The 18,948-nt window shown below is 59.1% G+C and carries 17 protein-coding genes; 12 read left to right on the forward strand and 5 right to left on the reverse strand.

The genetic code is table 11. The features are described from left to right. Positions 1 to 39 precede the first annotated feature (39 nt). Entirely contained in the window at positions 40 to 471 is a 432-nt protein-coding gene (locus KHQ26_RS02805) for an OsmC family protein (RefSeq protein ID WP_002906030.1), read from the forward strand. 104 nt (positions 472 to 575) lie between these two features. Next, a complete protein-coding gene (locus tag KHQ26_RS02810; protein ID WP_004176040.1) occupies positions 576 to 1,445 on the forward strand; it encodes an oxygenase MpaB family protein in 870 nt (289 codons plus the stop codon). 1 nt (position 1,446) lies between these two features. Here KHQ26_RS02810 and KHQ26_RS02815 read toward each other — a convergent pair whose 3' ends face one another. Together KHQ26_RS02815 and KHQ26_RS02820 are read right to left on the reverse strand one after the other, a co-directional pair. Next, positions 1,447 to 2,133 carry an ABC transporter substrate-binding protein gene (locus KHQ26_RS02815; RefSeq protein WP_004184165.1) on the reverse strand — a complete coding sequence of 229 codons (687 nt, stop codon included), beginning with the start codon at positions 2,131 to 2,133 and terminating at the stop codon, positions 1,447 to 1,449. Beyond that, positions 2,123 to 2,305 (reverse strand): hypothetical protein, encoded by a 183-nt coding sequence (locus KHQ26_RS02820; RefSeq protein WP_004143707.1) that lies wholly within the window; start codon positions 2,303 to 2,305, stop codon positions 2,123 to 2,125. Before KHQ26_RS02820 ends, KHQ26_RS02815 begins: the two co-directional genes overlap by 11 nt. Positions 2,306 to 2,354: 49 nt before the next feature. On the opposite strand from KHQ26_RS02820, the gene KHQ26_RS02825 reads away from it, so the two are divergent. The 5 genes from KHQ26_RS02825 to KHQ26_RS02845 all read left to right on the forward strand — a co-directional run bounded on the left by KHQ26_RS02825 (position 2,355) and on the right by KHQ26_RS02845 (position 8,643). After that, positions 2,355 to 3,278, forward strand: a complete 924-nt coding sequence (locus tag KHQ26_RS02825) for a cation diffusion facilitator family transporter (RefSeq protein ID WP_020803491.1) — start codon at positions 2,355 to 2,357, stop codon at positions 3,276 to 3,278. A 249-nt stretch (positions 3,279 to 3,527) separates the two neighbouring features. After that, a complete protein-coding gene (locus KHQ26_RS02830; protein WP_004148478.1) occupies positions 3,528 to 4,445 on the forward strand; it encodes a bestrophin family protein in 918 nt (305 codons plus the stop codon). Between the two features lie 315 nt (positions 4,446 to 4,760). Beyond that, a complete protein-coding gene (locus KHQ26_RS02835) occupies positions 4,761 to 7,061 on the forward strand; it encodes an FdhF/YdeP family oxidoreductase (protein ID WP_020803480.1) in 2,301 nt (766 codons plus the stop codon). Between the two features lie 149 nt (positions 7,062 to 7,210). Then, the gene (locus KHQ26_RS02840) at positions 7,211 to 8,092 is read left to right on the forward strand and encodes a LysR family transcriptional regulator (RefSeq protein ID WP_002906016.1); all 882 of its coding nucleotides are present in this window, start codon (positions 7,211 to 7,213) and stop codon (positions 8,090 to 8,092) included. 236 nt (positions 8,093 to 8,328) lie between these two features. Further along, positions 8,329 to 8,643, forward strand: a complete 315-nt coding sequence (locus tag KHQ26_RS02845) for a PTS lactose/cellobiose transporter subunit IIA (RefSeq protein ID WP_020803483.1) — start codon at positions 8,329 to 8,331, stop codon at positions 8,641 to 8,643. A gap of 40 nt (positions 8,644 to 8,683) precedes the next feature. Here the strand turns inward: KHQ26_RS02845 and KHQ26_RS02850 are convergent, their stop codons facing one another. Continuing rightward, the gene (locus tag KHQ26_RS02850; RefSeq protein WP_004143698.1) at positions 8,684 to 10,090 is read right to left on the reverse strand and encodes an MFS transporter; all 1,407 of its coding nucleotides are present in this window, start codon (positions 10,088 to 10,090) and stop codon (positions 8,684 to 8,686) included. A 587-nt stretch (positions 10,091 to 10,677) separates the two neighbouring features. On the opposite strand from KHQ26_RS02850, the gene KHQ26_RS02855 reads away from it, so the two are divergent. Continuing rightward, complete coding sequence (locus KHQ26_RS02855) at positions 10,678 to 11,358, forward strand: MgtC family protein (RefSeq protein ID WP_002906011.1); 681 nt, start codon at positions 10,678 to 10,680, stop codon at positions 11,356 to 11,358. Positions 11,359 to 11,454: 96 nt separating this feature from the next. Next, positions 11,455 to 12,516 carry a cell division protein ZapE gene (zapE, locus tag KHQ26_RS02860; RefSeq protein ID WP_004153572.1) on the forward strand — a complete coding sequence of 354 codons (1,062 nt, stop codon included), beginning with the start codon at positions 11,455 to 11,457 and terminating at the stop codon, positions 12,514 to 12,516. Between the two features lie 34 nt (positions 12,517 to 12,550). Here the strand turns inward: zapE and katG are convergent, their stop codons facing one another. Beyond that, positions 12,551 to 14,728, reverse strand: a complete 2,178-nt coding sequence (gene katG / locus KHQ26_RS02865; RefSeq protein ID WP_004180028.1) for a catalase/peroxidase HPI — start codon at positions 14,726 to 14,728, stop codon at positions 12,551 to 12,553. A gap of 268 nt (positions 14,729 to 14,996) precedes the next feature. Continuing rightward, a complete protein-coding gene (locus KHQ26_RS02870; protein ID WP_016530119.1) occupies positions 14,997 to 15,929 on the reverse strand; it encodes a LysR family transcriptional regulator in 933 nt (310 codons plus the stop codon). Positions 15,930 to 16,028: 99 nt separating this feature from the next. Between KHQ26_RS02870 and KHQ26_RS02875 the strand changes: the two genes are divergently transcribed. From KHQ26_RS02875 to mrdA, 3 genes are all read left to right on the forward strand, one after another. After that, positions 16,029 to 16,463, forward strand: coding sequence for a DMT family transporter (locus KHQ26_RS02875; RefSeq protein WP_002905764.1), 435 nt, complete (start codon positions 16,029 to 16,031; stop codon positions 16,461 to 16,463). Between the two features lie 9 nt (positions 16,464 to 16,472). Further along, entirely contained in the window at positions 16,473 to 16,949 is a 477-nt protein-coding gene (locus KHQ26_RS02880; RefSeq protein ID WP_004143692.1) for a DMT family transporter, read from the forward strand. A 198-nt stretch (positions 16,950 to 17,147) separates the two neighbouring features. Beyond that, on the forward strand, positions 17,148 to 18,948 hold a 1,801-nt coding region (gene mrdA, locus KHQ26_RS02885; RefSeq protein ID WP_040173520.1), incomplete at its 3' end, for a penicillin-binding protein 2.

An 18,948-nucleotide genomic window follows, 5' to 3' on the forward strand; every position in this document is an offset into this window, starting at 1 on the left:
ACTATACTTTTTGTTCGACATCACTACAGGAGGAATCAAATGGCGATTCATAAGAAAGGGCTAGCGCACTGGGAAGGCGACCTGAAGCATGGCAAAGGCACCGTGTCGACAGAAAGCGGGGCGCTGAGCCAGCAGCCCTACGGATTTAACACCCGTTTTGAGGGGGTGAAGGGCACCAACCCTGAGGAGCTGATCGGCGCTGCACATGCCGCCTGCTTTTCGATGGCCCTGTCGCTGATGCTCAGCGAAGAGGGATATACCGCAACGTCCATTGACACTACCGCAGTGGTCACCCTCAATAAAACCGACGGCGGCTTTGCGATTACCGATATCGCGCTGCAAAGCCAGATCGTCCTGCCGGACGTGTCTCCGGCGGCGTTCGATGAGATCATCCAGAAAGCGAAAGCAGGCTGCCCGGTATCGCAGGTGCTGAAGGCCAACATTACCCTCGATTACCAGCTGAATCCGTAAGCCGTCGTGCCCGCGTGCTGCGGGCACTCTTTCCGCAATATCTCTCCCAATGCTGTCCAACAGTGGTATCTTTTGTCCTTTAGTTGCACGTAAGGGATACCATCATGATCGGCATTCGCCGGATGATCGAGGCGCAGGTGCTCGGCCTGACCGGCATGGCGCTAAAAGAGATCGACTTTGAACGACCCAAAGGAGAGCCGGGGCTGTTTGGTCCCCAGTCGGCCATCTGGCAGGTGCACGGCGATTTTACCTCGATGCTCTGCGGCGGCATTAGCGCGCTGTTGCTGCAGATGCTGCATCCTCTGGCGCTGGCCGGCGTCTGGGATCACTCTCGTTTTCGCGAGGATATTTTGGGCCGCCTGCGCCGCACCAGCCAGTTTATTTCTGCCACCACTTTTGCCACTACCCCCGACGCCGAACGGCTAATCGCCAAAGTACAGGGGATCCATCAGCGGATCGCCGGGGTGGATAAGGACGGAACCCCGTATCAGGCGAGCGACCCGGCGCTGTTAACCTGGGTGCACGTCGCCGAGTGCAGTTGCTTTATGGCCTCCCACCTGCGCTACAAGCGGACGGTGGTCAGTCCCGAGCGCCAGGAGGACTATTTTCGTGAGTCGGCGGAAATCGCCCGGCGGCTGGGGGCTCGGGATATCCCTCAGACACCGCAGGAGGTGGCGGACTATCTCGAGGCGATGCGCCCGCGACTGCGCTGCGACGAACGTACCCGGGAGGTAGCCGAGGTGCTGCTCTCCACCCGTCTGCCGGGGCGGATGAGCCAGCCGGTCGGCCGGGTGATGATGAACGCAGGAATTGACCTCCTGCCGGAATGGGCGCAGGAGATGCTGGGATTGTCGCTCACGCCGCTGCAGCGGCGCACGACGCGCCTGATGGTGCATGGCGTGGCCCGCGTACTGCGCGCCTCGGTACGCAACGGCGCCTGGCATTGCGCCATGCGCCGGATGACGGAGGCGTGATTCAGTTCGCTTGGCCCAGGTGACCGGCAATCAGCGCCTGCAGACTGCCATCCGCCCGCCACTCGCTAAGCGCGTCGTTTACCGCGTGAAAACGGTCCACGTCCGCCCGGGCGACGCAGATGGCCTGCTGGATCTCGGTAAAATTATCCGCCAGTACCCGCACCCCGGCGTGCTGACGGGCTGTCGCCTCCAGCGGCTGGCGGATGCCGGCGACCATATCCCCTTCACCGGCGAGGAAGGCGTCGATTGCCTCCTGCGAAGAGGGAAGGCGATGCAGGCTGGCGTGCTGCAGATGGCGGGTTAGCCATAGATCGTATGCGGCGTTTTGTCCGACGTTAATGGTGGTTGCCGGGCGATCCATGTCGGCCACGCTCTGGCAGGGCGAATCAACGCTGACCAGCGCGGTACCCTGGATGGTGATATAGGGCGAGGTAAAGCGCAGGGTGGCTTCCCGCGCCGGATCGATGGCCAGAAAGGCAATATCCCAGTGCTCGCCACCGGCGTCAGCCACCACTTTACCCGCGGCAGGATAGGGAACGAATTCGGCGCTGACGCCCCAGCGCGTCGCCAGCCGATGGCTGAGCTCGACGGTGATGCCCGCGGGCTTTCCTGTCTCCCCGAGATGGGCCAGGACCGCATTGCCCAGATTAATGGCGAAACGCAGCCGGGATGGTTTGTTATGTGACATCGCTGACTCCTGTGGTGGCTAAGCTAAAGTGGCCCGACCTGTGGCCACCCTTCAAAAGATAGTTCATAGGCGCAAGGTTGCAGCGTTCCAACGGCACATACAGTAAATAGTCATTACCGACCGCCGCGATATCGTTAAACGGCAAGGCAATGGCTTTTATATTGTTAAGCATAAACTCAGTTTGTCAGTTTATTCTTCCCGCTAACAAAGGGAGAGAAATAATGACACAACATAATTTTGAAAATGATAATAAATATCATGAGCGTTCGGTGCAGGCGCGAAAGAGTACCCTTGTTAGCGTGGTGGTTAATATTTTCCTTTCTGCCTTACAGGTAGTCGTGGGAATATTTTCCGGCTCTCAGGGATTAATTGCCGACGGAATGCACTCTTTTTCCGATCTGGTCGCCGATGGCGTGGTATTGATGGCGAATAAAAAGAGCCGTCGACCGTCTGACCACGATCACCACTATGGCCACTGGCGCTATGAGAACGGCGCCTCCCTAATCATCGGCGCGATGCTGCTGCTCGTCGGGGGTGGCATGCTATGGTCCGCGGCGGGCCATCTCGCGCAACCGCAAACTATTCCGCCGGTGCACAGCGCGGCGCTGTGGATGGCGCTGGTGGCGCTGGCCGTCAAGGAGGGGCTGTTTCGCTATATGCTGGCGGCCGCCAGTCGGCTGAATTCGTCGCTGCTTATCGCCAATGCCTGGCATGCCCGCTCTGACGCCGCATCCTCCCTGGTGGTGGCCCTGGGGATTATCGGTAATCTGGCCGGGTTCGCCTGGTTCGACCCGCTCGCCGCGCTGGCGGTGGGGCTGCTGATTGCGCGCATGGGCTATCGTTTCGCCGTCAGCGCGCTGCATGATTTAATGGACCGTGCGGTTGATGAAGAGATGCAGCAGGCGATCGCCGATACGCTGCGAACCACGCCGGGCGTGGCGGGCCTCCACGATCTGAAAACCCGTAAGGCGGGGGATCTGGTGCTGGTGGATGTCCATCTCGAGGTGGCTGGCGAGATGTCGGTAGCCGAAGGGCATCAGATTGCCCGTCACGCGCGGGAGCGGGTGCTGGCGCAGCATCCGGTGCTTAATGTGATGGTGCATCTCGATCCCTGCGAAGCGCAGGGGTTGACGAAAGCGGTCTGATACACCCGGTAGCATAAGCGGAAAAATGAATTGGCTCAGCGGTTATTTTTTCTTCTGAGCCATTATTGCTGGCGCATTGATTGCCTGAAATATAAAAAAGGCCCATACTAAAAACGCCATTACCATCGCTAAATAATGGCGCAGATCTGCCCATCGCAGTTAACGATAAAATAAACCAATCGGCTCATAGATAATCTCTATTCTGTATTCAGAGATAATGACCAGAGCGGTAATTCAGGAAGTCAGACAATGATCATTCGGCCAGAACAACACTGGTTTCTTCGCCTATTTGACTGGCACGGCTCCGTGCTGTCGAAAATCATCTTTCGCCTGCTGCTAAATGTGCTGATGTCGATCATCGCCATTATCAGCTATCAATGGTACGAACAGCTGGGGATCCACTTAACCGTGGCGCCGTTCAGCCTGCTGGGGATTGCGATTGCGATTTTCCTCGGCTTTCGCAACAGCGCCAGCTACAGCCGCTTCGTCGAGGCGCGCAATCTGTGGGGGACGGTGCTTATCGCCGAACGCACGCTGGTGCGTCAGCTGCGCAATATCCTGCCGGCGGAACACGATGCACATCGCCGCATCGTCAGCTATCTGGTGGCCTTTAGCTGGAGCCTGAAGCACCAGCTGCGCAAAACCGATCCGACGGCTGACCTGCGGCGGTTGCTACCGGAGGAGAGGGTGACGGAGATCCTCGCCAGCTCAATGCCCACCAACCGGATCCTGCTGCTGGCCGGCAACGAAATTGGCCAGCTGCGGGAGGCGGGCAAGCTCAGCGACATCACTTACGGGCTGATGGACAACAAACTCGACGAGCTGGCGCACGTGCTGGGCGGTTGTGAAAGGCTGGCCACCACCCCGGTGCCTTTCGCCTATACCCTGATCCTGCAGCGTACCGTCTACCTGTTCTGTACGCTGCTGCCGTTCGCCCTGGTCGGCGATCTGCACTACATGACGCCGTTTGTCTCGGTCTTTATCTCTTACACCTTTTTATCGTGGGATTCGCTGGCGGAAGAGCTGGAAGATCCGTTCGGCACCGCAGCCAATGACCTGCCGTTGAACGCGATGTGCAATACCATCGAGCGCAATCTGCTCGACATGACCGGTCAGCATCCGCTGCCGGAGACGCTGCGTCCGGACCGTTACTTCAATCTGACCTGAGCCTGGCCCACCGGGCGGTTTCGCTGCCCGGTCATCACTTTCCGTAGCAATTTATCCGTCACAGCACCGCGGTGAAAACCGCAAAATTTGCAAATAAGTTAAATTTAACACCTGATAGATAACATCAATTATACAGAATTGAGGTGTATGTTATTATTCAGTTAACAAACGCAGTACCTACGCTTTCCCATCGTACTATCCTTGAGAAACAGCATTCTTTTCAGGTGACGCCATGCGATTCACGCTTCGTCGCCGGGGTTGTCGTACGCCTTTTTCGGCTAGCGACAGCCAGAACAGAGCAGCAGGAGTAAAGAGATGACCAATAAAAGACGCGCGGTTCCCGGTGTTCACCCCTATGACGGTCCGGCAGGCGGGTGGGGCGCGTTGAAGGCCACGGCCATCGCCGTGCGCACCCAGATGGATGCCTTTGAGGCGCCCGCCACGCTGCTGCGTACCAACCAGCCGGACGGTTTTGACTGCCCGGGCTGCGCCTGGCCGGATAAAGAACATAAATCGACCTTCCAGTTTTGCGAAAACGGCGCCAAAGCCGTGACCTGGGAGGCGACCACCAAACGGGTGACGCCCGCATTCCTCGCGGCAAATACCGTATCTTCCCTGCTGGCAAAAAGCGATTTTGAACTGGAGGGCTACGGCCGCTTAACCCATCCTTTGGTTTACGACCGGGACAGCGATACCCTGCGCCCGGTGGCGTGGGAGCAAGCCTTCGCCCGTATCGGCAAGATCCTCCGCGGCCTGCAGCCGGATGAGGTTGAATTCTACACCTCTGGCCGAGCCTCCAACGAAGCGGCGTGGCTGTTCCAGCTGTTTGCCCGCGAGTATGGCACTAACAACTTCCCCGATTGCTCCAACATGTGTCATGAATCCACCAGCGTGGGCCTGCCACAGTCGATCGGCATTGGTAAAGGCACAGTCTCTCTCGACGATTTTGACCAGACCGAGCTGGTGATCTCCATCGGCCATAATCCGGGCACCAACCACCCGCGGATGATGGGCACCCTGCATGAGCTATCCCGCCGCGGCGTGCCGATTATCGTTTTCAATCCGCTGCGTGAACGGGCGCTGGAGCGTTTTGCCGATCCGCAGAACGTGATGGAGATGGCGACCCGGCGCTCGACGCCGATCGCCTCGACCTACTACCAGGTACGGGCCGGCGGCGACGCGGCGGCGCTGAAAGGGATCGCCAAAGCGCTGCTGCAGCTGGAGGAGGAGCAGGGCAATGTGCTCGACCACGCGTTTATTGCCCAACATACCCAGGGATTCACCGCCTTCGCCGATGACCTCCACGCCACCCGCTGGCAGGACATCGAACAGGAGTCTGGCCTGACGCGCGAATCCCTGACCCAGGTTGCGGCGGCTTACGCCAAATCCAGGGCCACCATCGTCACCTACGGTATGGGCATCACCCAGCATAACAAAGGCACCTCCAACGTGCGTCTGATTGCCGACCTGCTGCTGATGCGCGGCAATATCGGCAAGCCGGGGGCCGGGATCTGTCCTTTGCGCGGTCACTCGAACGTCCAGGGTAACCGCACTGTCGGGATCAGCGAAAAACCCTCCGCGGCTTTCCTCGACAGCCTGCAGCGGGTGATGGGGATTACGCCGCCGCGGCATCATGGCCACGATGCGGTAAAAGCCCTGGAGGCCATGATCGCCGGCGAAGCCAAAGCGCTGATCTGCCTTGGGGGCAACTTCGCCGTGGCGATGCCGGACCACGAACGCGCCTTCCCGGCGATGCGCGGCCTTGAGCTCAGCGTTCACGTCGGCACCAAGCTCAACCGCTCACATCTCCTGACGGCGAAAGAGACCTTTATTCTGCCGTGTCTGGGCCGCACCGAGCTTGACCTGCAGGCCAGCGGCCGGCAGTCGATCACCGTCGAGGATTCGATGTCGATGGTGCATGCTTCGTCGGGCAAGCTTAAGCCCGCCTCGCCGATGCTGCGCTCGGAGCCGGCGATTGTCGCCGGTCTGGCGAAGGCCACCTTGCCCGCCAGCAAAGTGGACTGGCAGTACCTCGTGGAAGACTACGATCGCATTCGCGATCTGATCGAACAGACCATTCCTGGGTTCGAGGATTATAACCAGCGCATTCGCCATCCTGGAGGCTTCCGCATGCCGCTGCCGCCGACCGAGCGCATCTGGCCTACCGCCACCGGTAAAGCCATGTTCTCGGTATTTAAAGGGGTGCATGAGAACGTGGTGGTGGAGGGTGAGGACGTGATGCGCCTGGTGACGCTGCGCAGTCATGACCAGTACAACACCACCATCTACGCGATGGATGACCGCTACCGTGGCGTCTTTGGCCGCCGCGACGTGCTGTTTATGAACGAGCAGGATATGGCCGCCCAGGGTCTGGAGCATGGCGATCGGGTGGATATCCATACCGCGCTGCCGGGAAGCGCGCTGACGCTGGAAGATATCACGGTGGTGGCCTACGGCATTGCGCCGGGCACCGTCGGCGCCTATTATCCGGAAGCCAACGTGCTGGTGCCGCTGAACTATCTGGATGAAGAGAGCGGCACCCCTTCGTATAAGTCGGTTCCCGTTCGCCTGACGCTGCGCTCGAAAGAGATCCGTCCGCTGGCCGGCGGGCGCTAAAAAGGTATAGCGCAGAGCGGCGTCGCGCCGTCCTGCGCCCCGCAGCACCTCGTGGTGTCCTCGCTTGAATTTATCGCTAGCGAAACTAACATTCTGGTAACCTGTGCGCGGCCCCGGGGGTGAACGGCGGGGTTCAAACGGGAAAGAGAATGGATATTAAGCAACTCAAGTATTTGATCGCGCTCGATCAGACGCGCCATTTTGGCCAGGCGGCGGCGGCCTGTCATATTACCCAGCCGACGCTCTCCATGCGCATTCGTAACCTGGAAGAGGAGCTGAACCTGACGCTGATCCAGCGCGGCCAACGCTTTGAAGGTTTTACCCCTGAGGGAGAGCGGATCCTGGCCTGGGCGCGGGCGGTGCTGGCCGCTCATGACGGCCTGGCGGCAGAGGCGGCCATCTGTCGCGGGCAGATGGTCGGCCAGCTGCGGGTCGGTATGGTGCCGCTGGCGAGCCTCAATCCGATGCAGTTGATTAAACCCCTGGCGGAGAAATATCCGGCGCTGCAGTTCAGCCTGTTGTCGATGACCTCGGAGCAGATTATCGATGGCGTCAGCCGTAATCAGCTGGATCTGGGGATCTGTTATCTGCAGCATCTGGATGAAGGTCAGTTCAAGATTGCTCGCTTGCCGCAAACCCGGATGGGGCTCCTGCACGATAAACGCCATTTCGACTTCAGCGCCGGGACGCCGGGATGGGAGACGCTGGCGACGCTGCCCCTCGGCTTTCTGACCAAGGGGATGTATTACCGGGAATCGATTGAAATCAGCTTTAAGGCCAAAGGGCTAACGCCAAGGTATGTCTTTGAAAGTGATTCGACGTTTCAGATTATCCAGGCGGTGCAGGCGGGGATCTGCTGCGCCATTATGCCGCTTAACAACGGCCTCGAAGCGCTAAGCGATAATCTTGAAATTCTGCCGATCGCCGAAACCCATGTTGATTCACAGCTGGCGCTGATTATGCGCCAGCAGGAACCAGTCTCGACCCTGGCGGAAAAATGCTTCGCCGAGGCGCAGGGGATATTTGGCTGAGGCCGGGCCGCCGACCTGGCGGCTTGTCACTAAAATGCCTAAACGACCCTCTGATGGGAGAGTGTCAATATAGCCCCGGTGATGCTGGACCGTTGGTAAAAGTGGTATTGCGGCGCCGCTTAATGCTGTCCAGAAGTTACAAGCCTTAATGACAATTTTTTATCCCTCCTGCAGTACACATCACAAATATTAACTATGGCAACAGCCGTCATTCACTCAACAAGTAGGGAAACCGTATGGATATGGAAGCAACCGTCATGGAACTCATCATTAACGCCGGTGAGTCCCGCAGTCTGGCGATGCAGGCGCTGCAAGCCGCCAGAAAAGGAGTGTGGCAGGACGTTGATAGGCTGATGCAGGACGCCGCAGATGCCGCAAAACGCGCGCATGATGTACAAACCATGCTTATTGGTATGGATGAGGGCTGTGGCAAAGTACCGGTTAATCTTATTCTGGTACATGCCCAGGATCATATAATGACCTCTATGCTCGCGCGGGAGTTGATCGCGGAGTTTATTGAGGTTCAGCGCCAGCTGCAACATCACAACTGATAAAATATGTCGCCGCCGGCACCCTCGGCGGCGACCGCCATCAGATATTCTCCAGACGAATGCCCCGCGTTCTCGGGCCGAAGATCCCCACCGACAGCATCACCATCAGCATACTGACGACGATAAAGCTAATTACTCCCGGCGTGCCGGCGTATTGCAGAATAATGCCGATCAGAATGCTGGTCACCGCGGTCGAGAGCCGGCTGAACGAGTAGCAGAAGCCGACGGCGCGGGCGCGAATATGGGTCGGGAAGACCTCGGCCTGGTAGGCGTGGTAGCTGATGGTCAGCCAGGCGTTGGACCAGGTGATCATAAACCCGCAGATCACCAACAGGATCGGACTGTTTTGCAGAGCGAACAGGGTGCCGAAGATAACGGTCATCAGCGCGGAGAGGACAATCTGCCACTTGTTTTCAAAGCGATGCACGAAGCGGGTGCAGAACAGACAGCCCAGCGGATAGGCGAGGGTGATAAAGAAGGCGTACAGCAGGCTATGGGTGATGCTGGCGCCCTGACCGGAGAGCAGCGCCGGCAGCCAGTTGCCAAAGCCGAAGAAACCGATCGCCTGGAAGAAGTTCATCACCATCAGCATCAGGGTGCGCTGCCGATACTGCGGCGCCCAGATTTCGCGGAAGGTGCCGCGTTTGACGACGCTCTGTGCCGCATGCGCATGCTTTGGCGACGGCGTCAGGCCGCAGCGGGCTTCCATCTCACACATCACCGTATGCGCGTCATCATGCCGCCCTTTGCTTTCCAGCCAGCGGGCTGACTCCGGTAGCTTTTTACGGATAAACCAGATCGCCAGCGAGAACAGTGCGCCAAAGATGATCACCCAGCGCCAGCCGCTGAGGCCGAACAGGGTGGTCGGCACCAGCATCCAGGACATCAGCGCCACCGCCGGAACCGAGAGGAACTGGATGAAGAAGGCAAAGGCAAAGGCTTTATTGCGCAGATGGGTTGGCACCCATTCGCTGAGATAGGTATCAATGGTCACCAGCTCAATGCCGAGGCCGATCCCCACCAGAAAGCGGAAGAAGATCACCCCTTCCGCGCTACTCTGCGTCGCCATCAGCAGCGAAAAAAGACCGTACCAGGCGAGCGCCACCATAAAGGTCAGGCGGCGGCCCAGTTTGTCCGCCAGCGGCGCCAGCAGACTGGCGCCGATAAACAGCCCCATAAAGGTGGCGGAGGCGAAGGCCGCCTGGTCGGCGATGCCGAAGATGCCCGCCTGTCCGGTGTGGAAAATGCCCTCCGCCAGCAGGCCCGCGCTGATATACCCGGTCTGGAAGAGATCGTAGAGCTCAAAGAAGCCGCCAAGTGAGAGCAGGGTAATAAACGACCATAACCCAAATGAGGCGGGCAGCGCATCAATGCGTCCGGTTAAGCTGGCGTGCGGTTGTCCTGGCGAAGCATAGGGCGTTTCGCCGAGAACCTGGGTGGTAGACATGGTGTTGTGTTCCTCAGGAAGAATGGTTTGCCTGCTAATGTTAATTGATTGTTAATAGTTTTAAATTTTTAATCCTTAGCCTTAGCGACATTCTTTAGCGTAAGATCGCGCTGGGGAGACATAAAGTTGATATTCATGCTGGTTTTCGCCGCATCCCAGCGACGGAATTGAAGTAAATCACCGCTGACGGCATTTTAGTCGCCTGGCGATGTCACGCTACGCAGGACCCGCGAAAGACAAACTAAACGAATCGTCACCGGCGGCGTTTTCGTGCTTTACCCATCATTACCCCGGGCTATAATGTGCCCACTTTTATTCAGGAGTCATACGTTGGACAGTCACCCTTATTGCGATTTTCCGGCAAGCTAACGCGATCATTTCGCTGCTTGCCGTCCCGGCGGGCAGCAATCTCTCAGTTCCGGATTGCCTCCCTCAATAATTTATGCGCCATTGAGCGCGAGAGGCAGCGTTATGTTTATGTTTTCCAGACCCTTATTTCCTCCACCATCATCCACCCGCTAATCGCCCGGCGCGGCTGAGCGCTACATCTGTATTTTTTGGCTTTCTGTTTTCTGGAGGAAGGCGCGATGGTATTTCCTTATATGACACATTTACTCGCGGCAATGTTGTTGGGGGCGCTGATCGGCGCGGAACGACAGTGGCGGCAACGTATGGCCGGTTTACGCACCAATGCCCTGGTGGCCACCGGCGCGGCGGTGTTTATTCTCAGCGCGATGTCGGCCTCGCCGGACAGCCCGGGGCGTATTGCGGCGCAGATCGTCTCCGGTATCGGCTTCCTTGGGGCAGGGGTGATTATGCGCGATGGCATGAACGTCCGCGGCCTCAATACCGCCGCCACGCTGTGGTGTTCGGCCGGGATCGGCGTACTCTGCGGCCTGGGACAGTTCTGGAACGCGACGGCGGCTACGCTGATTATTCTGTGCGCCAATATCCTGCTGCGCGAGGCGGCGCAGCGCATTCATGCCTTGCCGGGGGCCGGTGACGAAGAGAAACGCTATGTCTTACGCGTCACCTGTCTGCGCGAACATGAAAATGCCGTACGTCAGCTGTTGCTGAATATTGCGCAGCAGCAGCGGTTTACCCTGCAGGGATTGCAGTCGGCGGCGGCGGACACCGCGGACCATCTGGAGATTTGCGCGCAGCTGATTAGCCATAAGCAGCACCAAAAAACGCTGGCGCAAATTATGGCGCAGATGGGCGTTCAGCAGAACGTCACATCGGTGCACTGGCGTGTCGGAGAGGCGTAGGGCTGGCGGCGGAGCAGCGGAAACGGCCGCTCGTCGCGCGATTCGCCATCCCGCGGGAAAGCGGCTAGAATGGCCTCCTCGCAGGAGGTTATAAGAATGTTAAATAATGGATGTGTACCCTCGGAATCTGGTCCCACAGAGGTGACGGCTGATTTTCGTTTTACCCGCGTGATGGCCGAGCAGGCGGCGCGGGCGCGTCTGACGCTGGACGACGATCAGCTGTCACTCATCGCCCGCCTTGACGCCCTCGGTCAGCAGTTGGTGTCCACGACAGGCAGGCCGCAGGGGGTATACGTCTGGGGACGTACCGGGCGAGGGAAAAGCTTTATCCTCGACCACTTTTTCGCCAGCCTGCCGCTCGCCGCCAGGCGGCGGGTCCATTTTCATCACTTCTTCCGCGAACTGCACCAGCGGCTGAATGCCCCCGGAGCGCCCGACCTGCAGACGGTGATGAGGCAGATGACATCCGGTTGCCGCCTGCTATGCTTCGACGAATTTCATCTGCATGACCCCGGCGACGCCATGCTGATTAAAGCCTTGCTGGAACATCTCTTTCAACACGGTATCGTGCTGCTGGCCACCTCAAACTACCCACCGGAGATGCTGCTGCCCAATCCGCTGTATCACGATCGCTTTTTACCGTCGATCGCGCTGATCCGCGCCCATCTAACGGTGGTGGCGCTGAACGGCGAGGAGGATTATCGCGAACGGCATCTGAGCCAGGATAACGCCTTCTGCAGCGGGCGGATGTGGGTTAATCCGAATGCACAACAGCGTCAGCTGTATGACCTGCCGTCGCTGCCTGGCGAACCGGTTTCGCTGACGGTAGGCTATCGCACGCTGCTGGCGGCCGCGGCGTCGCCCGCGTTGCTGCACTTCACCTTTACCCAGCTTTGTCAGGCCGCCACGGCGGTGATGGACTATCTGACGCTCTGCGAAAGCTATGCCGTCTGGCTACTGGACGAGGTGCCGCCATTGGCTACGGTGGGGCCGGCGGCCCAGCAGCGCTTTATCAATGTGATTGATGTGCTGTATGAAAAGCAGATCCGCCTGCTGTTGGTGACCCGCTGCGACCTGGAGACGCTGGTGGCAGGGGTGGAACTGGAGGATATTCAACGAACGCGGAGTCGCCTGCAACAGCTGCCGCGGGCGGTATAAGAAAAACGCCCCGGCGGGAGCCGGGGCGAGAGGATTACAGATCGAAGCGGTCGAGGTTCATCACCTTGGTCCAGGCGGCAACGAAGTCATGCACCAGCTTCTGCTGCCCGTCGGCGCAGGCGTACACTTCCGCCAGGGCGCGCAGTACCGAGTTGGAGCCAAACACCAGATCCACGCGGGTGGCGCTGTACTTCGCTTCGCCGGTTTTACGGTCGCTGCCGGTAAACAGCTCCGCGTTATCATCGGCCGCTTTCCAGACGGTAGCCATATCCAGCAGATTGACGAAGAAGTCATTGCTGAGCACGCCGACGCGGTCGGTAAACACCCCGTGTTTGCTGCCGTCGTAGTTCGCGCCCAGTACGCGCAAGCCACCGACCAGCACGGTCATTTCCGGGGCGGTTAGCGTCAGCTGCTGCGCTTTATCGATCAGCAGGGTTTCCGTCGAGACACCGCCTTCGATACGGCGATAGTTGCGGAAGCCATCCGCCAGCGGCTGCAGCAGATCAAACGACTCGACGTCGGTCTGCTCAGGCAGAGCGTCGACGCGGCCTGGGGTAAACGGCACATTGACGCTGACGCCGGCGGCAGCGGCCGCCTGCTCAACGCCGACCACGCCGGCCAGCACGATAATATCGGCCAGCGACGCTTTGCCGGAGGCGCGCTGGATCGCCTGCAGGGTCGGCAGCACCCGGCTGGCGATGGCGTTAACCGGCCAGTCTTTCTGCGGGGCCAGCGCCAGACGCGCGCCGTTAGCGCCGCCGCGTTTATCGCCGCCGCGGAAGGTGGAGGCGGACGCCCAGGCGACCGAGACCAGCTCACTGACCGACAGGCCGGCGCCGGCGATGGCGCTTTTCAGGCTGGCGATATCTTCCGCGCTCGGCTGATGGGTCGCTGCCGGCAGCGGATCCTGCCAAATCAGATCTTCTTTCGGCACTTCCGGCCCGAGGTAACGGGATTTTGGCCCCATATCACGGTGGGTCAGCTTGAACCACGCCCGGGCGAACGCCTCGTTAAAGGCCTGCGGATCGTTGAGGAAGCGACGGGAGATTTTTTCAAACTCCGGGTCGAAGCGCAGGGTCAGGTCGGTGACCAGCATGGTCGGTTTGCGCTTTTTCTCCGGGTTAAACGGATCCGGGATAATCTCCGGCGCGTCTTTGGCTTCGAACTGGATCGCGCCAGCCGGGCTGCGGGTCTGCACCCATTCGTATTTGAACAGGTTTTCGAAAAAGTAGTTGCTCCACTGGGTGGGCGTCTGCGTCCAGACCACTTCCAGACCGGAGGTGATGGCGTCCGCGCCTGCGCCGCTGCCGTAGCTGGAGTGCCAGCCCAGACCCTGCGCTTCCAGCGGCGCGGCTTCCGGCTCGGCGCCGACGTGGCTGGTTTCTGCGGCGCCGTGGGTTTTGCCCAGCGTATGGCCGCCGGCGATCAGCGCGACGATCTCTTCATCGTCCATCGCCATATTGCCGAAGGTGGCGCGAATGGCCGCCGCGGCGGACAGCGGCTCGCCGCTGGCGTTCGGACCTTCCGGGTTGACATAAATCAGACCCATTTCGGTGGCGCCGATGGCCTGTTTCGCCAGGCTTTCCGGATGACGGTGGGCCAGCCACTCTTTCTCATCGCCCCAGTCGACGTCGAGATCCGGTTCCCAGACGTCTTCGCGACCGGCGCCAAAGCCAAAGGTGCGGAAGCCGGCGTTTTCCAGAGCGACGTTACCCGCCAGCATGTAAAGGTCGGCCCAGGAGATTTTCTGGCCATATTTCTGTTTCACCGGCCACAGCAGACGGCGGGCCTTATCGAGGCTGACGTTGTCAGGCCAGGAGTTCAGGGGGGCAAAGCGCTGCTGTCCACGACCTGCGCCGCCGCGACCGTCAACGGTGCGGTAGGTGCCGGCGCCGTGCCAGGCCATACGAATAAACAAGCCAATATAGCTACCCCAGTCTGCCGGCCACCACTCTTGCGAATCGGTCAGCAGCGCTCTGAGATCAGCCTTCAGCGCGGAGTAATCGAGCTTTTTAAACTCTTCCCTGTAGTTAAAATTCTCACCCAACGGGTTGGAGCGATTGGAGTGCTGGTTTAACAGATCGACACGCAGCTGGTTCGGCCACCAGTCGCGGTTGGCGGTGCCGCTGCCGGCGCTCTGTTTTGGCGTCTCGGCGTGGAAAGGGCACTTCCCGGCGGATGCATTGTTGGATGGGTCGTTAGACGTGCTCATATCAGGCTCCGTTTGCTTTTGTGAATGCCGTTACGATATACACTGCTACCAATAAGCGATATTTGAATGAATCTACGGATTTAATAGCTATTTCCGTTCAATGAAGGGTTAGGCAACCCCCTGGTGGGACCGTGTCGGCCTGGAGATTGAGATTAACCTCATTAGTAACCATAGCCGTAACGAGGCGGCAAAGGAAACGATTCGCGTCAAGCTGGGCGAAGGAATGCTAATTGTTTGAGATATGACAAGTTTTACTACGAATCTCGCATTAGCGCTGCCAGTAGGGCGGCGATCCAAACACGTCGGCAAAATAGTCAATCACTGTCCGCACGTTGAGAGAGGGATGGCGGGTATAAGGATAAATCGCCGCGATATACGATGGCGTGTGGCTGATGGCCGCCGAATAGCGATCCATCAGCGTGACTAATGTCCCGTTGTGCAGCGCCCCGCTGACCATCCAGTCGGGAAATAACACGATCCCCATCCCGCCGATGGCTGAAGTGAGCAGGGCATCGGCATTGTTCGAGGTCATGAGCGGGGTCAACGGATAGTGCACCCATGCCTCTTCGCGCTGGCGAAACAGCCAGCGGTTGGCTCCCTGCGAACCGCCATACACCAGCGTGCGATGTTGATGCAATGCCTCCGGCGAAGTCGGGCTGCCGTACCGTGAAACATACTCCGGGGAGGCGGTCAGGTAATAGCGCTGGCTGCCAAACACTCTGGCGTGATAGCCCGCGTCCGGCAGGCTGCTGATGCGAAAAAGGATATCCGTCGCATCGCGATGGGGATCGATAAAATCGTCGGTCAGCATCAGGTCAAACTGCAGTTTGGGATGCCGGGCCGCCAGTTCCGGAAGCCAGGGGGCGATATGACGCTGACCAAAATAGACCGGCGCATTGATCCGCACCAGTCCGCCGGGGACCTGTGCCCGATCCTGTAACGCCCGTTGCGCGTCGGCGTACTGTCCCAGCAGTTCGCGGGCGGACGCTGCGAAAAAGCGTCCTGCTTCGGTCGGTACCACGGCACGGGTGTTGCGGTAGAACAGCTGCTGCCCGAGGGCATCTTCCAGCTGCTGGATGGTTCGCGAGATCAGCGAGGGAGAGACCCCTTCGCGGCGGGCCACTACGGAAAAACTCTGGTTATCGTAAACCGCGATGAAAAGCTGAAGGGCGCGAAAATCGACGCTGCTGGCATCGGCCATCTGTGCAATTCCTGCAATAGTGTTTTCTGCATTATACCGTTTATCGCATCAGCACGCTGTTTTATCCTCAGCCGCCTGTTGTACAGAGGAGGCGCAGTAATGGCGTTATTATTCATTTTATTAGTGATTGCCGGCGGCATGGGATTATCGGTCGAGGCCGGCCTGCTGGGGCCGCTGGCGAGCCAGGTGGGGGATCTGTGGGCAACCATGAGCATCTTTGGGATTGGCGCAGTGTTAACCTTTTTTCTGATGCTCTTTTTCAGCCCGCGTAGCAGCCCGTCGTTCTTTTCTCTGCCCGGCTGGCAACTCACCGGTGGTCTGTTGGGGGCGGGGTACGTGGTGATCTTGACCGTGGCGACGCCGGTGATTGGTATTGCCATGACCATGATCGGCATCCTGGCGGGTCAGGTGGCGAAAAGCCTGGCGATCGACCATTACGGGTTATTCGGCAGCCCACGGCGCAAAATCGATCCGCGGCGCGCCATGGCGCTGATGTTGATTATGGCGGCGTTACTGCTGGTGGCTCTGGGTTAAGGAGGGGAAATGGATACGATAGTGATCATTCTGGCACTGTGCGGCGGCGCATTGCTTAGCGTCCAGGCGGCGATAAATGGCCGTCTTGGCAGCCAGGTGGGGGTGCTGCGCAGCGCCTTTTTAACCTTCGCCACCGGCGCGCTGGTGACGGGATTGCTGATCCTGTTTTTTGCTCCAGCGACGTCGGTAAACCTGCTACAGGTGCCTAAGTGGCAGCTGCTGGGCGCTTTTTGCGGCGTGCCCTACATCGTCATTATGGTGCTGGCGGTGCAGCGGATAGGCACCGCTACGGCTACCGTGGCGGTGATCTTTGGCCAGCTGACGATGAGCCTGCTGATCGACAACTTTGGCTGGCTGGGCAATAGCACGATGGCGTTCTCGCCGGCGCGACTGGCGGCGGTGATATGTCTGGCCCTCGCGCTGTACTTAATCTACACCTCAGGGAAGTCGGCTACCTCCCACGAGGCGGCCCGCGCAGAACAGTGAGCTGCGCCGACGCGTCGGGCATCGTGAATATAGCCTGACGCGTCACGGGCAAGGTTAAGAATAACGATCCCTCTAACATGCTGAAACATTTCTGCCAGATCATTAGCAACCTTTCAGTAGGGCTGGCGCTGCGATAAGGCTATGCTTCCCGGCCGTTACGCCGTTGGCTTTTCCAGTGATTCAGGTGATGTACCGCTAATGCCCCTTTTGAGAGATGAAATTCGCGACCACTCCGCGGAAGAGATGCTGTTTATCCGCCGGGCCGCAATTGCTTTTCTGCTGGTGGTGGTCTGCTTTGGCGTGCTGATCGTTAACCTCTACCATCTGCAGGTGGAGCAGCACGATTTTTACCAGACCCGGTCAAACCAGAACGACATCAAAATGCTGCCCATCGCCCCCAGCCGCGGGCTGATATTCGATCGCAACGGCATTCCGCTGGTGCAGAATATCACCCTGTATCGCCTGCAGGTGATCCCGAGCAAAATTCCCGATATGGCCGCGCTGTTGCAGCAGCTGACGCCTATCGTCGACCTGACGCCGGACGACATCGCCAGCTTTCGCGACGATATGCACCACACCAGCCGCTACAAAGCGGTCACCCTCAAGTCAGACCTCAGCGATGTGGAGGTGGCCCGCTTCGCGGTCAACGAATTCCGTTTCCCCGGCGTGACGGTGGAGAGCTACCAACAACGGGAATACCCCTACGGCGCAGAGCTGGCGCACGTGGTGGGCTATGTGTCGAAAATCAACGACAGCGATCTGCAGCGGCTGGCGAAAAACGGCGAAGAGGAGAACTACGCCGCCGACCGCAATATCGGTAAGCAGGGCATCGAGGGCTATTATGAAAAAGCGCTCCACGGCACCACCGGCTATCAGGAAGTGGAGGTGGATAACCACGGCCGGGTGGTGCGTCTACTGAAAGAGGTGCCGCCGGTGGCCGGAAAAAACCTCTATCTGACTCTCGACCTTCATCTCCAGCAGTATATTGAGTCGGTGCTGAAGGGACAGCGGGCGGCGGTGGTGGTGGTCGACCCGCGGGATGGCGGCGTGCTGGCGATGGTCTCCAGTCCCAGCTACGATCCTAATCCGTTCGTCAAAGGTATCGGCTATCAGGCCTATAAATCGCTGCTGGAGAATCCGGACCGGCCGCTGATCAACCGCGTCACCCAGGGGCTATATCCTCCGGCTTCGACGGTCAAACCCTATATGGCGCTGTCGGCGCTCTCCGCTGGGGTCATCACCCCGAACACCACCTTCTTCGGGGCGCCGACGTGGACGCTGCCGGGCACGCAACGCCGCTACCGCGACTGGCTGAAAACCGGCCACGGCATGCTCAACGTGACTAAAGCCATCGAAGAGTCAGCGGACACCTTTTTCTATCAGGTCGCCTTCGAGATGGGCATTGACCGGATCCATGAATGGCTGAGCAAGTTCGGCTACGGCCAGTCCACCGGCATCGACCTTAATGAGGAGTACGCCGGGGTGCTGCCCAGCCGGGAGTGGAAACAGCGGGTGCATAAAAAGCCCTGGTATCAGGGGGACACCATCTCGGTCGGCATCGGCCAGGGGTACTGGATCGCCACGCCAATTCAGATGGTGAAGGCGCTCACCACCCTGCTGAACAATGGTAAAGTACAGGATCCGCATCTGCTCTATTCGATGAAGCAGGGCAACCATGTGGAACGTTATCAGCAGCCGGCGAACCTGCCGCAGGTAGGCGATCCGAAATCGCCGTACTGGGGCATTGTGCGCAACGGCATGTATGGGATGGCGAATCAGCCCAACGGCACCGGCTATAAGCTGTTTCATACTGCGCCGTATCAGATCGCGGCGAAGTCCGGGACCTCGCAGGTCTTTAGCCTGAAGCAAAACCAGACCTATAACGCCAAAATGATCCCGGTGCGTCTGCGCGACCATATCTTCTACACCCTGTTTGCCCCTTATCAGCATCCGAAGGTGGCGATGGCGCTGATTCTGGAGAACGGCGGCGGGGATGGGG

Source organism: Klebsiella sp. 10 (assembly GCF_018223925.1).
Lineage (GTDB): Bacteria > Pseudomonadota > Gammaproteobacteria > Enterobacterales > Enterobacteriaceae > Klebsiella > Klebsiella pneumoniae.